The 19,547-nt window shown below is 70.0% G+C and carries 20 protein-coding genes; 11 read left to right on the top strand and 9 right to left on the bottom strand.

What is annotated here, in order from left to right:
• Positions 1-102 precede the first annotated feature (102 nt).
• Together I6J71_RS33670 and I6J71_RS33675 are read left to right on the top strand one after the other, a co-directional pair.
• On the top strand, positions 103-1,821 hold the full coding sequence (locus I6J71_RS33670) for a DEDD exonuclease domain-containing protein (protein WP_204090533.1): 1,719 nt from the start codon (positions 103-105) through the stop codon (positions 1,819-1,821).
• Positions 1,822-2,451: 630 nt separating this feature from the next.
• Positions 2,452-2,736, top strand: a complete 285-nt coding sequence (locus I6J71_RS33675; RefSeq protein ID WP_204090534.1) for an Lrp/AsnC family transcriptional regulator — start codon at positions 2,452-2,454, stop codon at positions 2,734-2,736.
• 69 nt (positions 2,737-2,805) lie between these two features.
• Here I6J71_RS33675 and I6J71_RS33680 read toward each other — a convergent pair whose 3' ends face one another.
• From I6J71_RS33680 to I6J71_RS33695, 4 genes are read right to left on the bottom strand one after another with little or no spacing between them, the layout of a single operon-like run.
• Positions 2,806-4,455, bottom strand: coding sequence for a cytochrome bc complex cytochrome b subunit (locus tag I6J71_RS33680; RefSeq protein ID WP_204090535.1), 1,650 nt, complete (start codon positions 4,453-4,455; stop codon positions 2,806-2,808).
• Positions 4,452-5,603, bottom strand: a complete 1,152-nt coding sequence (locus I6J71_RS33685) for a ubiquinol-cytochrome c reductase iron-sulfur subunit (RefSeq protein WP_204090536.1) — start codon at positions 5,601-5,603, stop codon at positions 4,452-4,454. Before I6J71_RS33685 ends, I6J71_RS33680 begins: the two co-directional genes overlap by 4 nt.
• Entirely contained in the window at positions 5,600-6,418 is an 819-nt protein-coding gene (locus I6J71_RS33690) for a c-type cytochrome (protein ID WP_204090537.1), read from the bottom strand. Before I6J71_RS33690 ends, I6J71_RS33685 begins: the two co-directional genes overlap by 4 nt.
• A gap of 55 nt (positions 6,419-6,473) precedes the next feature.
• Positions 6,474-7,100 carry a heme-copper oxidase subunit III gene (locus tag I6J71_RS33695; RefSeq protein WP_204090538.1) on the bottom strand — a complete coding sequence of 209 codons (627 nt, stop codon included), beginning with the start codon at positions 7,098-7,100 and terminating at the stop codon, positions 6,474-6,476.
• Positions 7,101-7,195: 95 nt separating this feature from the next.
• Here I6J71_RS33695 and I6J71_RS33700 point away from each other — a divergent pair, with 95 nt between their 5' ends.
• From I6J71_RS33700 to trpD, 3 genes are all read left to right on the top strand, one after another.
• Entirely contained in the window at positions 7,196-7,621 is a 426-nt protein-coding gene (locus I6J71_RS33700) for a hypothetical protein (RefSeq protein WP_204090539.1), read from the top strand.
• Positions 7,622-7,683: 62 nt separating this feature from the next.
• Positions 7,684-8,094 (top strand): hypothetical protein, encoded by a 411-nt coding sequence (locus I6J71_RS33705; RefSeq protein WP_204090540.1) that lies wholly within the window; start codon positions 7,684-7,686, stop codon positions 8,092-8,094.
• Between the two features lie 8 nt (positions 8,095-8,102).
• The gene (gene trpD / locus I6J71_RS33710; RefSeq protein WP_204090541.1) at positions 8,103-9,152 is read left to right on the top strand and encodes an anthranilate phosphoribosyltransferase; all 1,050 of its coding nucleotides are present in this window, start codon (positions 8,103-8,105) and stop codon (positions 9,150-9,152) included.
• A 411-nt stretch (positions 9,153-9,563) separates the two neighbouring features.
• Here the strand turns inward: trpD and I6J71_RS33715 are convergent, their stop codons facing one another.
• On the bottom strand, positions 9,564-10,526 hold the full coding sequence (locus I6J71_RS33715; RefSeq protein WP_204090542.1) for a GlxA family transcriptional regulator: 963 nt from the start codon (positions 10,524-10,526) through the stop codon (positions 9,564-9,566).
• Between the two features lie 83 nt (positions 10,527-10,609).
• Between I6J71_RS33715 and I6J71_RS33720 the strand changes: the two genes are divergently transcribed.
• Complete coding sequence (locus I6J71_RS33720) at positions 10,610-11,557, top strand: DMT family transporter (RefSeq protein WP_204090543.1); 948 nt, start codon at positions 10,610-10,612, stop codon at positions 11,555-11,557.
• Here I6J71_RS33720 and I6J71_RS33725 read toward each other — a convergent pair.
• Both I6J71_RS33725 and coxB read right to left on the bottom strand, forming a co-directional pair.
• Complete coding sequence (locus I6J71_RS33725) at positions 11,502-11,924, bottom strand: cytochrome c oxidase subunit 4 (protein WP_204090544.1); 423 nt, start codon at positions 11,922-11,924, stop codon at positions 11,502-11,504. The two genes, I6J71_RS33720 and I6J71_RS33725, sit on opposite strands and share 56 nt — an antisense overlap.
• A 38-nt stretch (positions 11,925-11,962) precedes the next feature.
• The gene (gene coxB / locus I6J71_RS33730) at positions 11,963-12,910 is read right to left on the bottom strand and encodes a cytochrome c oxidase subunit II (RefSeq protein WP_204090545.1); all 948 of its coding nucleotides are present in this window, start codon (positions 12,908-12,910) and stop codon (positions 11,963-11,965) included.
• A 195-nt stretch (positions 12,911-13,105) separates the two neighbouring features.
• Between coxB and asnB the strand changes: the two genes are divergently transcribed.
• Together asnB and I6J71_RS33740 are read left to right on the top strand one after the other, a co-directional pair.
• Entirely contained in the window at positions 13,106-15,040 is a 1,935-nt protein-coding gene (gene asnB, locus I6J71_RS33735; RefSeq protein ID WP_204090546.1) for an asparagine synthase (glutamine-hydrolyzing), read from the top strand.
• A gap of 43 nt (positions 15,041-15,083) precedes the next feature.
• Positions 15,084-15,758, top strand: coding sequence for an alpha/beta fold hydrolase (locus I6J71_RS33740; RefSeq protein ID WP_204090547.1), 675 nt, complete (start codon positions 15,084-15,086; stop codon positions 15,756-15,758).
• 80 nt (positions 15,759-15,838) lie between these two features.
• Here I6J71_RS33740 and I6J71_RS33745 read toward each other — a convergent pair whose 3' ends face one another.
• Complete coding sequence (locus I6J71_RS33745) at positions 15,839-16,828, bottom strand: carbohydrate kinase family protein (RefSeq protein WP_204090548.1); 990 nt, start codon at positions 16,826-16,828, stop codon at positions 15,839-15,841.
• Between the two features lie 145 nt (positions 16,829-16,973).
• Here I6J71_RS33745 and I6J71_RS33750 point away from each other — a divergent pair, with 145 nt between their 5' ends.
• Positions 16,974-17,156, top strand: coding sequence for a hypothetical protein (locus I6J71_RS33750; RefSeq protein ID WP_204097370.1), 183 nt, complete (start codon positions 16,974-16,976; stop codon positions 17,154-17,156).
• A gap of 101 nt (positions 17,157-17,257) precedes the next feature.
• Here I6J71_RS33750 and I6J71_RS33755 read toward each other — a convergent pair whose 3' ends face one another.
• Positions 17,258-17,635, bottom strand: a complete 378-nt coding sequence (locus tag I6J71_RS33755) for an iron-sulfur cluster assembly accessory protein (protein WP_204090549.1) — start codon at positions 17,633-17,635, stop codon at positions 17,258-17,260.
• Between the two features lie 144 nt (positions 17,636-17,779).
• On the opposite strand from I6J71_RS33755, the gene I6J71_RS33760 reads away from it, so the two are divergent.
• Complete coding sequence (locus I6J71_RS33760) at positions 17,780-18,427, top strand: DUF3043 domain-containing protein (protein WP_204090550.1); 648 nt, start codon at positions 17,780-17,782, stop codon at positions 18,425-18,427.
• Positions 18,428-18,536: 109 nt separating this feature from the next.
• Complete coding sequence (locus I6J71_RS33765) at positions 18,537-19,532, top strand: aldo/keto reductase family protein (protein ID WP_204090551.1); 996 nt, start codon at positions 18,537-18,539, stop codon at positions 19,530-19,532.
• Positions 19,533-19,547 lie beyond the last annotated feature (15 nt).

The following is a 19,547-nucleotide window of genomic DNA, read 5'->3' on the forward strand; positions in this document are numbered from 1 at the left end:
TGGGACAGCCCGGCGGGGCGCCTCATCCGTCACCGCCGTCACACGCGTCACGCCGATCAGCTCGCCCGAGATTGTCGGTGGCCGGTCCTAAAGTGCGCGATCATGGAGACCCGACCGCGGCCCGGCCAGGCGCAGCTGGCCTTCGACGAGCTCGGCACCCCGTTGCGGGACACCACGTTCGTCGTCTTCGACCTCGAGACCACGGGCACCAAACCGGGACCGGACGGGATCACCGAGATCGGCGCCGTCAAGGTGCGCGGCGGCGAAGTGGTCGCCGAGTTCGCGACGTTGGTCAACCCGGGTGCCGCGATCCCGCCGCAGGTGGTGGAGCTCACGGGCATCACCCAGGCGATGGTCTACGACGCACCGCGGATCGAGCGCGTGCTGCCGGCGTTCCTCGAGTTCATCTCGGGCGCCGTGCTCGTGGCCCACAACTCCGGGTTCGACACGGGGTTCATGCGCGCGGCGTGCGAGGGCCACGGTTACGTCTGGCCGCGGGCGACGGTGATCTGCACCGTGAAGCTCGCGCGGCGCGTCATCCCGCGCGAAGAGGCGCGCAGCTACCGGCTCTCGTCACTGGCGATGCTGCTCGGCTCCCGCACCCGGCCGACGCACCGCGCGCTCGACGACGCCCGCGCCACCGTCGACGTGCTCCACGCCTTGCTGGAACGGGTCGGCAACGTCGGCGTGCAGACGGTCGAGGAGCTCGTCGACTACCTGCCCGAGGTCACCACGGCGCAGCGCCGCAAACGGCACCTGGCGGCGGACCTGCCGTCGCGGCCCGGCGTGTACCTGTTCCGGGGGCCGCGCGACGAGGTCCTGTACGTCGGCACCGCCCGCGACCTGCGGCGGCGCGTGCGGCAGTACTTCACGGGGTCGGAGAGCCGTGGGCGCATCCGCGAGATGGTGGCGCTGGCGGAGCGGGTGGACGCCATCGAGTGCGCCCACTCGCTGGAAGCCGAGATCCGCGAGCTGCGGCTGATCTCGGCCCACCGGCCGATGTACAACCGGCGTTCGAAGAACCCGCACCACGCGTGGTGGGTCGGGCTCACGGACGAGGCCTTCCCCCGCCTTTCGGTGGTCCGCCTGCCCCGCGACGGCACCCTCGGCCCCTTCCGCACCCAGGCCGACGCCCGCACGGCCGCCGACACCCTCGCCGGCGCCGCCGGGCTGCGCACCTGCACCCAGCGCATCTCCGCGGTCTCCCCGTCCGGCACCCCGTGCGTGCTGGCCGAACTGGGCCGCTGCGGCGCCCCCTGCGCCGGCCGCCAGACCGTCGAGGGCTACTCCCCCGCCGTCACCGCCACCCGCGCCCTCATCGCCGGCGAGGACGGCCGTCCGCTGCAGCTGGCCGCCGCGCAGCTGGAACGGTTGTCGGAGGGCCGGCACTACGAACAGGCCGCCCGCCACCGCGACGAGCTCGCGGACCTCGTGCGCGCCGTCGGCCGCTCCCACCGCCAAGGCGCGCTCGCCGCCATCGCCGAACTCATCGCCGCTTCCCCCGACGGCACCGGCGGCTGGGAACTGTCCGTCATCCGCTACGGCCGCCTCGCCTCCGCCGGCGTCGCCCGCCGCGGCGTGCCGCCGATGCCCGTGGTGGAACACCTGGTCGCGGCCGCGGAAACCGTCCTGCCCGGCGAGGGCCCCCTGCGCGGCGCCTCAGGCGAGGAAGTGGCCGTCCTGCTGCGCTGGCTGGCCCGCCCGGGTGTCCGGCTGGTCCGCACCACCCGGCCGTGGGCCGAACCCACGGCGATCGCCGGCTGGCGCAGCTGGCTCGACCTCGCCGCCGACGCCAGGACACTGGAGCGCGTCGCCGGGTGAGCACGCGGACCCCTGGATCCGAGTTCGGCCCAGAAACGAAACCCCGGGTGCCGCCGAGCCCGCCCGCGGAATCCGGCCCCCGCTTGCGGAACAAGCGGCCGGGCCGCCTCCACGAGTGTGGATAGGGGCCGCTGAACGGTGCTGCCAAGCGAAGGACCAGCGCCCGGCGCCTCCTGCGAGGCGGTAGTACTTCCACGCGGACTCGCCCGCGCGGGCGTACGACTGGTCCGCACCACACGGCCGTGGGCCGAACCACGGCAATCGCCGGCTGGCGCAGCTGGCTCGACCTCGCCGCCGACGCCAGGACACTGGAGCGCGTCGCCGGGTGAGCACCGATGCTGTCGCGGATCGTGGGACCGGAAGGGCGCGCGGCGCTCGGCCCGCCGTGGAGATTCGCGCGGCCACGGGGCGCGCCTACCGGTCGCCGCCAGCTGTCTGAGACAGGGCGGCAAGGCGTCGCAGGTCGCGGTTATCCGAGGGGTCGACCTGGTCAGCGGCCGCCTCCGACTGCGGATCCCCGCGGCACGCGCAATCCGAGCGACCGCGGGCGCGGACGCTGGAGCCGGCCGGGGATGTGATCCGGGCTACGATCGCGCTCGTCGGTTATCGCCAGGGAGTTGGAGGAGCGCTGTGATCACGGCGATCGTGCTGATCAACGTAGAGGCCGAGGAGATCCCGCAGGCCGCGCAGGCGATCGCGGACCTCGAGGGGGTCAACGAGGTCTACTCGTGCGCCGGTGACGTCGACCTGATCGCGACGGTGCGGGTGAAGGCCCACGAGGACCTCGCCGACCTCATCCCCGGCCGCATCGGGAAGGTCCGGGGTGTGCTGGACACCGTCACGCACATCGCGTTCCGGTCGTACTCACGGGCCGACACGGACTCCGCATTCGAGATCGGCGTCGAGGGCGCCTGATCCGCGACGCGAAGAATGGCGAAGGCCCCTCCACCCTGCGGGTGAAGGGGCCTTCGCCGTTCACGAGACTCAGTGGCCGGAGCCGACTTCCGAGGACTCCGACGAGCTGCCCACCTGAGCGTGTCCGTTGCCGTGGTTGGCGCGCTCGAGAGCGGCCGTCTCCTCCTCCGGGTCCGGCGTCCACAGCGAACCCGGCACGGCGTGCCCGGCGGTCCCGAGCTTGTTCATCTTCTTCGGCACCGGCGCGCCCTGGTACTCGAGCGGGACGGCGTGGCCGTCGCCGTCCACGCCACCGAGCGGCTGGTGAACCTCGATGAACTCACCGTGCGGCAGGCGCTTGATGATGCCGGTTTCGACACCGTGCTCCAGGACCTCGCGGTCGGCCCGCTGCAGGCCGAGGCAGATCCGGTAGGTCACGTAGTAGGCGATCGGCGGCACGATCAGCACGCCGATGCGGCCGGCCCACGTGGTGGCGTTCAGGGAGATGTCGAACTGGTCGGCGATGATGTCGTTGAAGCCCGACAGCTCGATGACCAGGAAGAACCCGAGCGCCATCATGCCCAGCGCGGTGCGGACCGGTGCGTCACGCGGCCGCTGAAGCAGGTTGTGGTGCCCCGTGTCCTTCGAGAGCTTGCGCTCGATGGTCGGATACGCCAGCAGCAGGGTGATCAACAGCGGCATCCCGATCGCGCCGGGGAAGAACACCGCCGGGATCGTGTAGTTCCCGAGGTAGACCTCCCACGCGGGCCAGATGCGCAGCATGCCGTCGGCCCAGGCCATGTACCAGTCCGGCTGCGAACCGGCCGACACCATGGACGGGTTATACGGACCGAAGTTCCACACCGGGTTGATCTGGAAGAGGCCCGACATCAGCGCGATCACGCCCGTGACCAGGACGAAGAACGCACCGCCCTTGAGGGCGAAGTACGGCACGATACGCACGCCGACGACGTTCGTCTCCTTGCGCCGCACGCCCGGGAACTGCGTGTGCTTCTGATACCAGACCAGACCCACGTGCACACCGACCAGCGCGAGCATGATGCCCGGGATCAGCAGGATGTGCAGCGTGTACAGGCGCGGGATGATCTGATCACCCGGGAACTCACCCCCGAACAGCGCCCAGTGGATCCAGGTGCCGATGACCGGCACCGACAGCACGATGCCCGACAGAGTCGCGCGGATACCGGTACCCGAGAGCAGGTCGTCGGGGAGCGAGTAACCGAAGAAGCCCTCGAACATGCCCAGGATCAGCAGCAGGCCACCGAGGACCCAGTTCGCCTCACGCGGCTTCCGGAACGCGCCGGTGAAGAAAACCCGGAACATGTGGATCATCATCGACGCGACGAAGATCAGCGCCGCCCAGTGGTGCACCTGGCGCACGAACAGGCCCCCACGCACGTCGAACGAGATGTCCAGCGTGGTCCGGAACGCCTGGGACATCTCGACGCCCTGCAGGTTCGTGAAGCTGCCGTGGTAGGTGACTTCCTGCATCGAGGGATCGAAAAACAGCGTGAGGTACACACCCGACAGCAAGATGACGATAAAGCTGTAGAGCGCGACCTCGCCGAGCAGGAACGACCAGTGGGTCGGGAACACCTTGTTCATCTGGTGCCGCAGACCCTTGGCGAGCTTGTACCGCTGGTCGGCGTTGTCCGCGGCCTCTCCGGCGTGCTTCTCGAGCGCGCTCGTGCCCTTTGTCGGCGTGGTGAGTGAACTCATGACTTACGCTCCCAAAAGGCCGGTCCAATGGCCTCGATGAAGTCGCCCCGTGCGATCAAGTATCCCTCGTCGTCAACCGTGATCGGCAGCTGGGCCAGAGGACGGGTGGCCGGGCCGAAGATCGGCTTGGCGTAGTGCAGGGCGTCGAACTGCGACTGGTGGCACGGGCAGAGGATGCGGTTCGTGCGCTGCTCATACAGCGAAGTCGGGCAACCAACGTGGCTACAGATCTTCGTGTATGCGTAGTAGTCGCCGAAGTTGAAGTCCTCCTGGCCCTTGCGCTTCACGACGCGGGCGGCGTCGGTCGGCCGCAGCCGGATGAGCATCACGGGGTTGTCGACGCGGGTCAACGCGGCGGCCAGCGCCTCGCGGTTGCCCTTCTCGGACTCGCGGTACGGGAACACCGTCTCCATGGCGCCGGCGTCGAGGTCCTCGGCCTTGACGAGGGTGACGCCGTGCTCGACGTCGTCGTCCAGGCTGCCGGTATTGCGGCGCAGGTAGACCTTCTCGCCCGGGTGCTGCGGCTGCCAGCCGGTGTGCCAGAGCGAGTTCTCGTTCTCGGTGTTCTTCCACGGGTCCTTGATGAAGGACGCGATGGGCAGCGCGGCGACCGCGAGGCCGAGCGCGCCGGCGCTCGCGCCGACGGTGCGCTTGATCAGCGACCGGCGCGCGATGGTGCTGCGATTCCCGGCGTCGGCCAGGTGCGCGAGGATAGTGGCGCGGTCGACCTCGGCGGACGGACCGTCACTGCGCTGCTGGATCGCGGTCTCCTGCGGGATGAACCGTTTCGTGTACAGGATCACGCCGATGCCGAGGGCCAGCACCGCGACACCGAGCGTGACGCCCAGCGCGGGCGTGTACAGGCTGTAGGTCGCGTGCCCGCTCGGGTCGCTCGGGTCCTTGTACTCCCACCAGTGCGGCCAGGCGATGACGACCACGAACGCCAGCCCGGCGAGCGCGGACAGGGCGAACCAGAACGCCACGAGCCGCTGCGCGCGCCGCTCGGCGCGGGTGTTCTTGACCGGCCACGGTTCCGGGTAGTCGACGATCTCGACGCCGTCGAGCTGACCACCCAGCTTGAGCAGCTGATCGCGGTCCATCTCGGCCAGTTCCGCCTCCGAGGGCGGCTGGGGCCCTTCGGCACTCATGCCTTCGATCCAATCCACAGGGTGACGCCCACAAGCGCGGCAATTCCGACGATAAACGCAATCAGGCCTTCGGAGGCGGGACCGAACCCGCCGAGGCCGTTACCACCCGGGTTGTTGTTGCCGTCGGACACCGACTTCACGTAGGCGATGATGTCCTTCTTCTCCTCCGGGTTGAGCTGTCGGTCGGAGAACTTCGGCATGTTCTGCGGCCCCGTGAGCATCGCGGTGTAAATCTGCTCTTCGGTGGCGGGGTCGAGGTTCGGCGCGTACTTGCCGGCCGACAGCGCGCCGCCGCGACCGGTGAAGTTGTGGCACGAAGCACAGTTCAGGCGGAACAGCTCGCCACCGCGGGCCGGGTCGCTGCCGCGCAGCGCGGCACCGGTTTCGGCCGGGCGCTGGACGCCGCCGCCGTGGGCCTGCACGAACGCGCCGACCGCGTCGATCTCGCTCGGGGTGAGCTTCGGCGGCTTCCGCTCGATCTGTGCCTCTTGGCGCGCGGCGGGCATGCGGCCGGACGAGGTCTGGAAGTACACCGCCGCGTCGCCGACGCCGATGAGGCTCGGCCCGCGGTCCTGCACGCCCTCGAGGTTCTTGCCGTGGCACTCGATGCAGGTGTTGTTGTAAACCTGCTCACCCTGCCGCAGCAGAGCCGGGTCGCCCTGGGCCTGCGCGGTCTGGGGCTCGGGCGCGAACACGGCGTACAGCGCGCCGGCTCCCACCAGCGCGACGCCGAGTGCGAGCAGGCCGGCGAACCGCCTCCGCAGCTTCGAACGCGCGCGGAACCGGCGCTCCGGGGACTTCTTGCTGGTGGTCATCTTGCGGCAACCCTTGCTGTCAGTTCAGGCCGATGGTGGTGGCGGGGGTGCGGGATCAGGGGAGGATGTAGATCACCGCGAAGAGGCCCACCCACACGATGTCGACGAAGTGCCAGTAGTACGACACGACGATCGCCGAGGTGGCCTGTGCGGGCGTGAACTTGCTGAGCTTCGTGCGGATCAGCAGGTACACGAACGCGACGAGCCCGCCGATCACGTGCAGGCCGTGGAAACCGGTGGCGAGGTAGAACACCGTGCCGAACGGGCCGGACGGGATCGTCAGCCCCTCTTCCACCAGGTTGTGGTACTCGTTGCCCTGACCGGCGACGAAGATCGCGCCCATGATCAGCGTGACGATGTACCAGCGCCGGAGCCCGTAGACGTCACCGCGCTCGGCCGCGAACACGCCGAACTGGCACGTCAGCGACGACAGCACGAGGATCACCGTGAACGGGATCGCATACGGGATGTTGAGGTGGAACTCCTCGCCGTGCAGCGGCGGCGGCCAGGGTGCCCCGGCCGCGTTCTGCGCCTTGACGGTGAAGAACATCGCGAACAGTCCGGCGAAGAACATCAGTTCGCTGGACAGCCACACGACGGTGCCGACGCTGACCATGTTCGGCCGGTTCAGCGAGTGGACTCGCTGGCTGATGGTGGGAGCTGCCGTTGTCACGGATCGCATTATGTCCTCTCGCGCGACCACCCCGCCCTTCGGGTCCACGGCGGGTCGTGGGAGCTTCGCATCACACCCGAACCCGGCACAGGCAGGAGCTACTGATGAGTCTGCTCGAGCGGCTGCGTGACCTGCTGGGAAAGCGCGAAACCGCCGGTCTGACGCCCGACACGCCCGGTTTGGTGATCGTGGCGGAGGCGTTCGACCCGGCCGTGGCGGACTCGGCGGTGCTCAGGAGTTCACCCCAGTGGGTGGCGAGGGACCCGGCGGTGTTCGTGCACCACCTCAGCCTGCCCGCGGACCGCGTGGCCGAGGCGGCCGCGATCCTCGCGCAGGACGGCTGGGAACTGCGCGAACAGGGCCCTGACGGCGACTGCGTGCTGGTGCACGCGCTGCGGGTGCAGGTGCTCGACGCCCTGCACTGCGCGCAGGAGCGATCCCGGATGGCGGGTCTGGCGCAACGCCTCGGCGGCGACGCGCTCGGCTGGGACGCGCGGCAACCGGGTGAGTCGCCCACCGCGCCCGCGTGATTTGCGTAACGGCCGATACGATCGCGTCCAGTTCCACCCGTGACGAGACGGAGGCGTGCTCAATGGGCGAGCAGACGAAGCGGATCCTGGTGTTCAGCCACAAGGCCGAGGTCCGCGACGCGATCATCAACGCCATCGGCCGGCGGCCCGCCGCCGATCTGGGCCGCGTGGAGTACGTCGAGGCGGCCGGGATCGCCGACGTGCTGTCCGAGATGGACGCCGGCACCGTCGACCTCGCGATCCTCGACGGGGAGGCCCAGCCGACCGGCGGCATCGGCCTGACCCGCCAGCTCAAGAACGAGATCACCGACTGCCCGCCGATCGTCGTCACGGTGCGGCGCAAGGACGACCGCTGGCTCGCCACGTGGTCGCAGGCCGACGCCGTGCTGGTCCACCCGCTCGACCCGCTGACCGCCGCGGAAACCGTCGCCGGCGTGCTGCGCGCCGGGCGCGTGCCCGCCGTCAACGGCTGAGCCCGGCGATGGGCACCACCCCGGTCCCCCACACCTGGCCGGCCCTGCTGACGCAGCTGATCGCGCGCGAGGACCTGTCCGCCGACGACACGGCCTGGGCGATGGACCAGATCATGTCCGGGGCGGCTTCGCAGGCGCAGATCGCCGGGTTCGCCGTCGCGTTGCGCGCGAAGGGCGAGACGCCGGAGGAGATCTCCGGCATGGCCGACGCGATGCTCGCGCACGCGCGCCGTATCGAGCTGAGGGCGCCCGCCGTCGACATCGTCGGCACAGGCGGCGACCGGTCGAACTCGGTCAACATCTCCACGATGGCGACGATCGTCACAGCGGCCGCCGGCGCACCCGTGGCCAAGCACGGCAACCGCAGTGCCTCGTCGAAGGCGGGCGCGGCCGACGTGCTGGAGACGCTCGGCATCGCCATCGACCTGCAGCCGGAGACCGTGCACCGCGGGCTCGAGGAGATCGGTATCGGCTTCTGCTTCGCGCCGGCCTTCCACCCCGCGTTCCGCCACACCGGCCCGCCGCGGCGCGAGCTGGGCGTGCCGACCACGTTCAACCTACTGGGCCCGCTCACCAACCCCGCGCAGCCGCGCAGCGCCCTGATCGGCTGTGCCTACGCGGACAAGACGCGCGTGCTCGCGGAGGTCTTCGCGCAGCGCGGCATGTCGGTGCTGGTGGCCCGCGGCGACGACGGGCTCGACGAGATCACCACCACCACGACCACCTCGGTGTGGGTCGTCTCCGGCGGCACCGTCAGTGAGCGCACCTTCGATCCGGCCGCGCTCGGCATCCCGCGCGCCACGGCGGAAGACCTGCGCGGCGGCGACGCGACCGCCAACGCCGAAGTCGTGCGCGAACTGGTCAGCGGCAAGACCGGCCCGGTGCGCGACGCCGTGGTCCTCAACGCGGCCGCGGCGCTGGCCGCGTTCACGGGCTTCTCAGGCTCGCTGGAGGACGACCTCGCCGCCGGCCTCGACCGCGCGAACCGCGCCATCGACACCGGCGCGGCCGCCACCTTGCTGGACCGCTGGATCGCCTTCTCCGGCGACGCTCGCTGATCCACCGGCTCGACCGCGAAGGCCGCCTCGGCTCCCCCGAGGCGGCCTTCGCCGTTTCCAGGGCTGGGCCGGGGTCGGTTGTTCCGCCGCTTGACGAACGTTCGGTGCTTCAGGGACCCCACCGGGTCGATGCTGTCCGGGCCTGAGCGACGGAGGTCGCGCCGTTGGGAGAAGTACGGCGCTGCTCAACGTTTCGGGCCGTGTCGCTTGTGCGATGCGCGGCTGCCCCCAAGCGCAGCGCTTGCCGACCGTCCGTGCTTCCCCGCCGTGCCCAGCAGCCGCATCGCGGCGGTTCGGGGCTCAGAAGCTCTGAGCGCCGTCCGGTCCGAGCAACCAACCGCGGGCGCGGAGTCAGGCCGGCAGACGGCCTCCGGGGCGGCTGAAGCGCGCCGAGCGGGCGTCAGCCGCGGTTCAGGCGCTGCGGAACGCCGCCCGGTAAGCGCTCGGGGTCGTGGCCCGCAGGCGGGTGAACTGGTGGCGCAGGGCGGCCGCCGAGGCGTAACCGCAGGCGGTCGCGATGTCTTCGACGCTCAGGTGCCCCTCTTCGAGCAGGGCTTGGGCGCGGTCGAGGCGGCGTTCGGTGAGCCAGCGGTGCGGGGTGGTGCCCGTGGCGGCCGCGAAGCGGCGCAGGAACGTGCGCTCCCCCAGGCCGCTGCGGCGGGCCAGTTCGGCGACCGTGAACGGCCGGTCCAGCCGCCGCTCCACCCATTCCAGCGACTCGGCGACCACGGTGTCGTCAGGGGCCGCCGTGGTGGGGACGGGTGCTTCGACGAACTGGGCCTGGCCACCGGCGCGGTGCGGAGCCGCGACCATGCGCCGCGCGAGGGCGGTGGCGGCCGCGACACCGCGCAGGCGCCGGACGAGGTGCAGGCACAGGTCCACGGCCGCGACTGTGCCGGCGCTGGTCGACACACCGTCGTCGTCGGCGTACAGCGCCTGCGGATCGACGACCGCGCGCGGGAAGAGCCGGCGGAACTCCTGCTCGTAGACCCAGTGGACGGTGCAGCGCCGCCCGTCGAGCAGGCCCGCGTAGCCGAGCGAGAACACCCCGGCGCAGAAACCGGCGACCCACGCCCGGCGTCCCCGCGCGTCGCGCAGCACGTCGAGCACCGGTTCCGGCGGTGCGACGGTGCGTGGTTCGCACGTCGGCACGATCAGCAGGTCCGCCGACGCCGCGAAATCCAGACCGGCCAGCCCACGGAGCCCGAAGCCGGACCAGGTGTCCACCTCGAACCCGGCGGGCGAGCACACGGCGAACTCCCAGCCCGCGATGCCGTCGGCGCTGCGGTCGGTGCCGAACACCTCGCACGCGACGCCCAGCTCGAACGGCGAAACCCGGTCCGCAAGCACCACCGCAACCCGTTTCACGTCCATGCGGGACAGGGTGTCACAAGTTTTGCGGTCGTTGTCATCTCTGACACTGGTCGAAGATCGCCTGAGAGCCGAACCTTAACCGCATGACGAACCCCGAAACCCGTCCGCTCCTGCAGTGGTCGGCCGCGATGGCCCTCTCGGGCACGATCGGCGCGGTCGTGCTGTCCAGCGGTGCCGCCGCCCCCGCCGTCGCCTTCGCGCGCTGCCTGGTCGGCGGGCTCCTGCTCGTGCTGTGGTGCCTCGCCCGCGGCTACTTCCGCACGTGGCGCCCGACGCGGCGCGACCTGCTGCTGGCCGCGCTCGGTGGCGCGCTGCTGGTGGCCAACTGGGTGCTGCTGTTCACGTCGTATTCGCTGTCGTCGATCGGCGTGAGCACTGTGGTGTACCACACGCAGCCACTCATCCTGGTCGGGCTGGCGGCGGCGTTCCTGGGCGAGAAAATCGCGAAGTCGCACCTCGCACGCGCGGGGGTCGCGTTCGCCGGCGTGGTGGTGATCTCGCTCTCGGCACACGGGGACGACGGGCAGCCCGTGCGCCTGACGGGGATCGCACTGGCGCTGGGCGCGGCCGTGCTCTACGCCGGCACGTCGTTCGTGGCGAAGCAGTTGACGCACGTCCGCCCGCACGTCCTGGCCGCGGTGCAACTCGTGGTGGGGACCGTGCTGCTGGCTCCGGCGCTGGCCGTCACGCCGCTACCGCGCTCGGTTCCGGGGCTGTTGTGGCTGGTGCTGCTGGGCACCGTGCACACGGCGGTGATGTACGTGCTGATGTACGCGAGCATCGGCAAGCTGCCCACCACGACGGTGGCGCTGCTGTCCTACCTGTACCCGGTGGTCGCGGTGGTGGTGGACGTGCTGGCGTTCGGCCACCGGCTCACGTGGCCGGAGGGCCTGGGAATGCTGGCGGTTCTGGCCGCCGCGCTGGCACCCCAGCGCGGCGGCCGGCCCGCGGCGCGAACGCCACGGGCCGGGGACGTCACTCGTGGTTCGGGCCCGTGTGGTACTCGAACACCAGCCCGCCGATCGCGATGAGCAGCGCGACGAGCGCGATGACCAGCAGCCAGATGTGGAAGAACGCGAGAGCGAGACCGCCCAGGGCGGCCGCGGCCGCCATGGCGATCGGCCAGTAGCTGCCCGGGCTGAAGAAGCCCAGCTCGCCGGCGCCGTCGCTGATCTCGGCGTCTTCGCGGTCCTCGGGGCGCGGTTCGATCCGGCGGGACACGAACTGCATGTAGCTGCCCGCGAGGAACGCGAGGCCGCCGGTCAGGAACAGCGCGACGATGCCGACGGGCTCGGCCTTCTGGTCAGTCGCGTAGAGGGCGGTCATGACCCAGTAGATGACGGCCATGACGACGGCGAACGCCGCCACCATGTAGAAAATCCGGGCTTCGACCTTCATGGGACTTTTTCCCTACTCCTCTGGTTCGCCGGAACCGGTCAGTTGGACGCGGTACGCGCGGTGCGGTCGGTGTTGAACGGCGCCGTGGTCACCGCGTGCGGGGTGCACAGCACGCCGCAGTTCATCGCCGACAGCGCCTCGGACGCCGTGTTCGGCTGGCCCGTCTTCGGGTTGATCTCCGTGCGCAGCTTGATGTACTGGTCGTACTTGTCCGGCGACAGCGCGCGGACCTCGAAGTTCATCACCGAGTGGTACGTGCCGCACAGCTCCGCGCACCGGCCGACGAAGGAGCCTTCGCGGTCGATCGAGTTCTGGAAAGAGCTGTCCTGGTTGTTCTTCTCCGGGTCCGGCATCACGTCGCGCTTGAAGTGGAACTCCGGGACCCAGAACGAGTGGATGACGTCGGTCGACCGCAGGCGGTACTCGATCGTCTTGTTCGTCGGGAGCACGAGCAGCGGGATCTCACCGGAGGAGCCGACAGTGCTCACCTGGGTACCGTCGGGGCGCTTCGCGTTCGCGTCGTCGTACTTGAACTCCCAGTTCCACTGGAACGCGACCACGTCGACGGTCACGTCGGGGTCGGGCTTCTTCTCGAGGACGTCGTTCTCGGTCGTCGCCGTGAAGAAGAACAGGACGCAGACCATGATCGTCGGGACGACGACCGTGAAGATCTCCAGCGGGATGTTGTACTGGAACTGCCGCGGGAGGTCCTCGGGACCCTCGACCGCGGCGTTCTTCTTCTTGCGGTGGAACGTCGCGGTCCAGAAGATCAGGGCCCAGACGATGACACCGACGACGAGCGCAGCGATGACCGTCCACGTCCAGAGGTTGCGCATCTCATCGGCCTGCGGGGTGACCCCGACCGGCCAGCCGAAGCGGAGGATCTCGTCCCCGGAGCACCCCGTCGCGGTCAGCGCTACCAGCACGGCCAGCACGGCAACGCGGCTGACCCGCTTACCCCCGTGGGTGCGCGCTGGTTTTTCCACTGCACCTCGCCCTTTCACCCAGAGCCTCCTCGACCGATCTTCGTGACAGGCGGAGCCTAGCCGAGTTCACGGTTCCCGCTGTCCAAGGGGTAACCACAACGCGCGCCCGTCCACCCGATGCGGCCCGCGGTGCACGGTTCGCGGCATACTGGGCCCTTCCCCGGACCGGCCCGACCAAAAGGTGTGTGAGTACACGTGTGCGGCCTGCTTGGACTGATCTGCGGCACCGAGACCGACGCGGCGAGCGCTCGTGCCGCCGTGGGCACGGCGATGCGCTGCCAGCGCCACCGCGGCCCCGACGAGCAGGACACCTGGGCCGACGCCGAGGTCGTCTACGGCTTCAACCGGCTCGCGTTCATCGACGTCGACCACGCGCACCAGCCGCTGGTCTGGGGCCCGCCGGAGGCGCCCGGCCGCTACACGCTGAACTTCAACGGGGAGATCTACAACTACCGCGAGCTGCGCGACGAGCTCGCTGAAAAGTTCGGGGCGAAGTTCGAGACCGAGGGCGACGGCGAGGCCATCGTCGCGGCGTACCACTACCTCGGCGACGACGCGGTGAAGAAGCTGCGCGGCATGTTCGCCTTCATGATCTGGGACTCGGTCGACAAGGTCGTGTTCGGCGCGCGGGACCCGTTCGGCATCAAGCCGCTCTACTACGCCGCCGGCCCGAAGGGCGTCGCGTTCTCCAGTGAGAAGAAGAGCCTGCTGGAGCTGGCCGAAACGCTCGGCGTGCCCCTAGAGCTGGACCGCACGGCGCTGCAGCACTACCTCGTCCTGCAGTACGTGCCGGAACCGGAGTCGCTGCACACGGCGGTGCGCCGCGTCGAGTCGGGCACGTCCTTCCGCGTCGTCCCGGGCGGTGCCGTCGAGTTCACCCGCTACTTCCACCCGCAGTTCGCGACGAAGCCGGTGAACGGCGCCGCGGAGGCCGAAGAGCTCTACCAGCGGATCGCCGATGTGATGCGCGACTCGGTGGGCAAGCACATGATCTCGGACCCGGACGTGACCGTCGGCGCGTTCCTGTCCGGCGGCATCGACTCCACCGCCACGGCGACGCTGGCCAAGGAGCACAACCCGAACCTCATCGCGTTCACCACGGGGTTCGAGCGCGAGGGTTACTCCGAAGTGGACGTCGCCGCCGAGTCGGCCGCCGCGATCGGTGTGAGGCACGTCATCCGCACGGTGTCGGCCGACGAGATGATGGAGGCGCTGCCGCTCATCGTCTGGTACCTCGACGACCCGGTGGCCGACCCCGCGCTGGTGCCGCTGTGGTTCATCGCACGCGAGGCCCGCAAGCACGTGAAGGCCGTGCTCTCCGGTGAGGGCGCCGATGAGCTGTTCGGCGGTTACACGATCTACAACGAGCCGATCTCACTGGCGCCGTTCGAAAAGGTGCCCGGGGGTGTGCGCAAGCTCATCGGCAAGGTCTCGACGAAGATTCCCGAAGGCACGCGCGGCAAAGATCTGCTCCGCCGTGGCGCGCTGCCGCTGGAGGACCGCTACTACGGCAACGCCCGCAACTTCCGCGACGAGCAGCTGCGCGCCGTTCTGCGGACCTACACCGAAGGCGTGGGCTTCAAGGACGTCACGGCGCCCTGGTACGACCTCTCCCGCGGCTGGGACCCGGTGGCGCGCATGCAGCACGTCGACCTGTTCACCTGGCTGCGCGGCGACATCCTCGTCAAGGCCGACAAGGTGACGATGGCCAATTCGCTCGAGCTGCGCGTGCCATTCCTCGACGCCGAGGTGTTCAAGGTCGCCGCGAGCATCCCGCTGGACCAGAAGCTCGCGCACGGCACCACGAAGTACGCGCTGCGCCAGGCGCTCGCGAAGATCATCCCCGCGCACGTGCTCAACCGGCGCAAGCTCGGGTTCCCGGTGCCCATCCGCCTGTGGCTGCGCAACGAGATGTACGACTGGGCGCGCGGCATCATCACCGACTCGAAGACCGACGAGCTGCTCGACAAGCCCGCGGTGCTGCGCCTGCTGGACGAGCACAAGGCGGGCCAGCTGGACCGCAGCCGGCAGATCTGGGCGCTGCTGGTGTTCATGCTGTGGCACGGCATCTTCGTCGAGCACCGCATCAAGCCGGAGATCCCGGAGCCGGTGTATCCCGTCAAGCTCTGATCCGCGCCCTGGCGGCCGGGTGGCGCCGCGGGCAGGATGACGCATGACCCGTGATTTCGTCCTCGTCCACGGCACCACGCAGACCCCGGCCGGCTTCGACCGGCTGATGGCCGAACTCACGGTGTGCGGCCACCGCGGCGTCGCGGTCGACCTGCTCGCCGACGGCCCCGACCACGACGTGGCCGGGTTCGCGAAGGTGGTCCGGCGGCAGACCGGCGCAGCCCGGCCGGTGGTCGTCGCGCATTCCGGCAGCGGGGTGCTCCTGCCCGCCATCGGCGCGGCGCTGGGTGCGGCGCACCTGGTGTGGCTCGCCGCGTACATCCCCGCCTTCGGCACCGGCCGGAGCCTGCGGGACGAAGCCGCGGCCGATGTCGAGGCGCTGTTCCACCCCGAGTGGCCCGGCGTGGACCCGACCGCCGACCTCGCCGCGGCGGACCACTTCCTGTTCCACGACTGCGCCCCCGAGGTGCGGTCCTGGGCGCACGGCACGCTGCGGTTGTTCCACCCTGCCGTGCTGCCGGCGCACGCCGCGGGCGAGCGGCCGGACATCCCGTCGACGGTGATCGTGCCGGCGGCGGACCGGACAATGCGGAGCTCGTGGATGTGCGCGGCGGCGCAGGAGCGGCTGGGTGTCGAAGCTCACGAAGTGCCCGGCGGACACTGCCCGCACGTGTCGCACCCGGAAGCGGTCGCGGCGGTGCTGCGAAGGCTCGCCTAGCACGGGCCGTCCCGTCGGAGCCGTACGCGCGAAGAGAGCCGCCCCGGTGCGGAGCGGCTCTCTTCGCGCGTACAGGTGCGTCAGGCCGGCAGCACCGTCGCGATCTCGTCCGCCGCTTCCGGGCCGAACGCCTCGCTGAGGCGCGCGAGGGCGTCGGTCCGGTCGAAGGTCCACTCCTGTGTGCCCACGGTCTCGAGCACGAGCACGGCGATCAGCGAACCCAGCTGGGCAGCGCGCTCGAGCTCCAGGCCGCCGTCCAGGGCGGCGAGGAAACCGGCGCGGAAGCCGTCGCCGACGCCAGTCGGGTCGGCCTTGCCACGTTCGGGAACGGCGCCGATCTGCAGGGCAAGACCATCGCGGCCGACGATCTCCACGCCCTTCTCGCCGAGGGTGGTGATCCGCATGCCCACGCGCTCCAGCACGTCGGCCTCGGTCCAGCCCGACTTCTGGAGCAGCAGCTCCCACTCGTAGTCATTGCTGAACAGGTACTTGGCGCCCGCGATGAACTCGCGCACCTGCGCACCGTCCATGCGGGCCAGCTGCTGCGACGGGTCGACGGCGAACTCGTAGCCCCGCTGGCGGCACTCCTGGGCGTGGCGGACCATGCCCTCGGGGTCGTCCGGGCTGATCAGCACGAGGCTGAGCGCACCGGCGCGGTCGGCGATGGGCTTGAGCTCGATGTTGCGCGACTCGGCCATCGCGCCGGCGTAGAAGGTCGCGATCTGGCACAGGTCCTCGTCGGTGGTGCAAACGAAGCGCGCCGTGTGCGCGACCTCCGACACGAGCACACCGGACGTGTCGACACCGTGGCGTTCCAGCCACGAAGCGTAGTCGGCCCAGTCGGAGCCCACGGCACCCACGAGCACCGGCTTCACGCCCAGCACGCCGAGGCCGAACGCGATGTTGGCACCGATGCCACCTCGGCGGACGACGAGGTCGTCGGCCAGGAAGCTCAGCGACACCCGGTGGAGCTGCTCCTTCACCAGCTGCTCCGCGAACCTGCCGGGGAAGTGCATCAGGTGGTCGGTTGCGATGCTGCCGGACACGGCGATCCTGGCTTTGTCTGCCACCGGTTCTCCTCTGGCTGTCGTGTGCGTGTGCGTCGCGAGCGGTTACCCGCAGGTCATGACCCGTCCGGGTAGTTCCCGCGCCTCGATCGACACTACCGGCTGGTATCGCTTTCCCAGTCGCGAGCAGATCAATAGCGTTACGGAAGTGAACACGGCCACTGAACCGGAAACCATCGGCGAATTGATCGCTGACTGCGCCCACATCCCGTCCGAACTGCGCGTCGAGCGTCTGGCCGGCGAGCGCTTGCCGCTGCCCCGCGCCGCGCGGCCGTGGACCGTCGACGACGCGTGCCACGCGCAGGTCGCCGACCTCGACGCCTACGTCTGAAGCCCCCGAACACGCGAAGAGGGCCCCGGCCGAAACTCGGTCGGGGCCCTCTTCGCGGTCGGCAGCAGCTCAGCCGTTCAGCAGCTCAGCCGTTCAGCAGCTCAGTGGAAGCTGTCGCCGCACGCGCACGAACCGGTCGCGTTCGGGTTGTCGATCGTGAAGCCCTGCTTCTCGATCGTGTCCACGAAGTCGATCACGGCCTCGCTCACGTACGGCGCGCTCATCCGGTCGACCGCCACGCGCAGACCGTCGAAGTCGCGGAAGAGGTCACCGTCGAGCTCGCGCTCGTCGAAGAACAGCTGGTAGCGCAGGCCCGCGCAGCCACCGGGCTGGACGGCGATGCGCAGGTGCATGTCGTCGCGGCCCTCCTGGTCGAGCAGCGCCTTCGCCTTGGCGGCCGCGGCGTCGGTCAAGGTCACGCCGTGGGTCTCCTCGGCGGTCTCGGCCTGCGCCGCACCGGTCTGCTCAGCGGTCGTCATGGCACTCCCTCTAGGTCGAACTCGCTGCGGGTACTTCTCGTGCGAAACTGTTCAACACCGCGGGTACCCGATCTGTTCCCCTCCATGGTTGCACATCCAGCGACCTGCCGAACATCGTCGTGACGCCTGCAATACCCTGGTGAGGTGAGGTTCCTGCGCCGAAGCACCACCGAGACCCCCGCCGAGGACGCCGACACCGGCGTCGTCGACTCTGCGTCGACCACGAGCAAGGCGTACACGCCGGGCAAGGGCCGCGCGACGCCGAGCCGACGGGAGGCCGAAGGGCGCAAGCGCGGACCCGCCGCACCGCCGCCCACCACCATGCGCGAGGCGATGAAGCGCAACCGTGAGCTGCGCAAAGCCAACCCGGTGAGCAAGGACGAGCGCCGCGCCGCCGCCAAGGAACGCCGCGAACGCATGATGTCGGGCGACGACAAGTACCTGCCCGTGCGCGACCGCGGCCCGGTCAAGGCCTACGTCCGCGACCTCGTCGACTCGCGGCGCAACATCCTGGGCCTGTTCATGCCGCTGGCGATCCTCGTGTTCCTCGCCCTGCTGGTACCGGTGCCGGCCGCGCAGCAGTACATCACACTCGTCTGCATGGCGATGCTGCTGGTCATGGCCATCGAGGGCGTCGTCAACGGGCGCAAGATCTCCCGGCTGGCGCGGGAGCGCTTCCCGAAGGAGCCGACCCGCGGCGTGGGCTGGTACGCGTTCGTGCGGGCGAGCCAGATCCGCAAGCTGCGCGTCCCCAAGCCGCGCCTGCGCCCGGGCGATCCGATCCCCGGCTGAACCGCTTCTCGTGACGGCCGCCACACCCACCCCGGTGCGGCGGCCGTTGTCGTCTCCGATCATGGAGGTTCGTTAGCAACGCGAACAACCCTCCGCCTAGGCTGGGGCCATGGAGTTTCGACGACTCGGCCGCAGCGGCCTCAACATCAGTGAGATCTCCTACGGGAACTGGCTCACCCACGGGTCCCAGGTCGAGGAGGACCAGGCGCAGGCCTGCATCAAGGCGGCGCTGGACGCGGGCATCACGACCTTCGACACCGCCGACGTGTACGCGAACACGGCGGCCGAATCGGTGCTCGGCCGTGGCCTCAAGGGCCAGCGCCGGGAGAGCCTCGAGATCTTCACCAAGGTCTTCTGGCCCACCGGACCGAAGGGCCCGAACGACAAGGGCCTCTCGCGCAAGCACATCGTCGAGTCGGCGAACGCGTCGCTGCAGCGGCTCGGCACCGACTACGTCGACCTGTACCAGGCGCACCGCTTCGACCACAGCACGCCGCTCGAAGAGACGATGCTCGCGTTCGCCGACCTGGTCCGCCAGGGCAAGGTGCTCTACGTCGGCGTCTCCGAGTGGTCCGCCGACCAGATCACGCAGGGCGCGCAGCTCGCGCGCGAGCTGAAGGTGCCGTTCATCTCGAACCAGCCGCAGTACTCGATGCTGTGGCGCGTGATCGAGTCGCAGGTCGTGCCGGCGGCGGAGCGTGAGGGCCTGAGCCAGATCGTGTGGTCGCCGATCGCGCAGGGCGTGCTCACCGGCAAGTACAAGCCGGGGCAGCCGCTCCCGGAGGGTTCTCGGGCGACCGACGTCAACGGCGGCGCCAACATGGTCAAGCGCTTCCTCGACGACGAAACGCTCACCGCCGTCGCCAAGCTGGAGCCGCTGGCCGCCGACGCCGGGCTGTCCATGGCGCAGCTGGCCGTGGCATGGGTGCTGCAGAACCCGAACGTCGCCTCGGCGATCATCGGTGCGTCCCGCCCGGAGCAGGTCCACGAGAACGTGAAGGCCGCCGGCGTGAAGCTCGACGAGGATCTCCTCACCAAGATCGACGAGGCCCTCGAAGGCGTCATCGAGCGCGACGCTTCGCTGACCCGCAGCCCGTCGCTTTGAGCACCACCCGCTGAG

This window comes from Amycolatopsis sp. FDAARGOS 1241 (assembly GCF_016889705.1).
Lineage (GTDB): Bacteria > Actinomycetota > Actinomycetes > Mycobacteriales > Pseudonocardiaceae > Amycolatopsis.

What these genes read in the sequence shown, in the direction of transcription:
- I6J71_RS33685 (WP_204090536.1), bottom strand. Translation starts at nt 5,603, where the DNA reads ATGAGTGCCGAAGGGCCCCAGCCGCCCTCGGAGGCGGAACTGGCCGAG.
- I6J71_RS33715 (WP_204090542.1), bottom strand. Translation starts at nt 10,526, where the DNA reads ATGGACGTGAAACGGGTTGCGGTGGTGCTTGCGGACCGGGTTTCGCCG.
- I6J71_RS33725 (WP_204090544.1), bottom strand. Translation starts at nt 11,924, where the DNA reads ATGAAGGTCGAAGCCCGGATTTTCTACATGGTGGCGGCGTTCGCCGTC.
- I6J71_RS33740 (WP_204090547.1), top strand. Translation starts at nt 15,084, where the DNA reads ATGACCCGTGATTTCGTCCTCGTCCACGGCACCACGCAGACCCCGGCC.
- trpD (WP_204090541.1), top strand. Translation starts at nt 8,103, where the DNA reads ATGGGCACCACCCCGGTCCCCCACACCTGGCCGGCCCTGCTGACGCAG.
- I6J71_RS33765 (WP_204090551.1), top strand. Translation starts at nt 18,537, where the DNA reads ATGGAGTTTCGACGACTCGGCCGCAGCGGCCTCAACATCAGTGAGATC.
- I6J71_RS33705 (WP_204090540.1), top strand. Translation starts at nt 7,684, where the DNA reads ATGGGCGAGCAGACGAAGCGGATCCTGGTGTTCAGCCACAAGGCCGAG.
- I6J71_RS33670 (WP_204090533.1), top strand. Translation starts at nt 103, where the DNA reads ATGGAGACCCGACCGCGGCCCGGCCAGGCGCAGCTGGCCTTCGACGAG.
- I6J71_RS33690 (WP_204090537.1), bottom strand. Translation starts at nt 6,418, where the DNA reads ATGACCACCAGCAAGAAGTCCCCGGAGCGCCGGTTCCGCGCGCGTTCG.
- I6J71_RS33720 (WP_204090543.1), top strand. Translation starts at nt 10,610, where the DNA reads ATGACGAACCCCGAAACCCGTCCGCTCCTGCAGTGGTCGGCCGCGATG.
- I6J71_RS33695 (WP_204090538.1), bottom strand. Translation starts at nt 7,100, where the DNA reads ATGCGATCCGTGACAACGGCAGCTCCCACCATCAGCCAGCGAGTCCAC.
- I6J71_RS33755 (WP_204090549.1), bottom strand. Translation starts at nt 17,635, where the DNA reads ATGACGACCGCTGAGCAGACCGGTGCGGCGCAGGCCGAGACCGCCGAG.
- I6J71_RS33680 (WP_204090535.1), bottom strand. Translation starts at nt 4,455, where the DNA reads ATGAGTTCACTCACCACGCCGACAAAGGGCACGAGCGCGCTCGAGAAG.
- I6J71_RS33700 (WP_204090539.1), top strand. Translation starts at nt 7,196, where the DNA reads ATGAGTCTGCTCGAGCGGCTGCGTGACCTGCTGGGAAAGCGCGAAACC.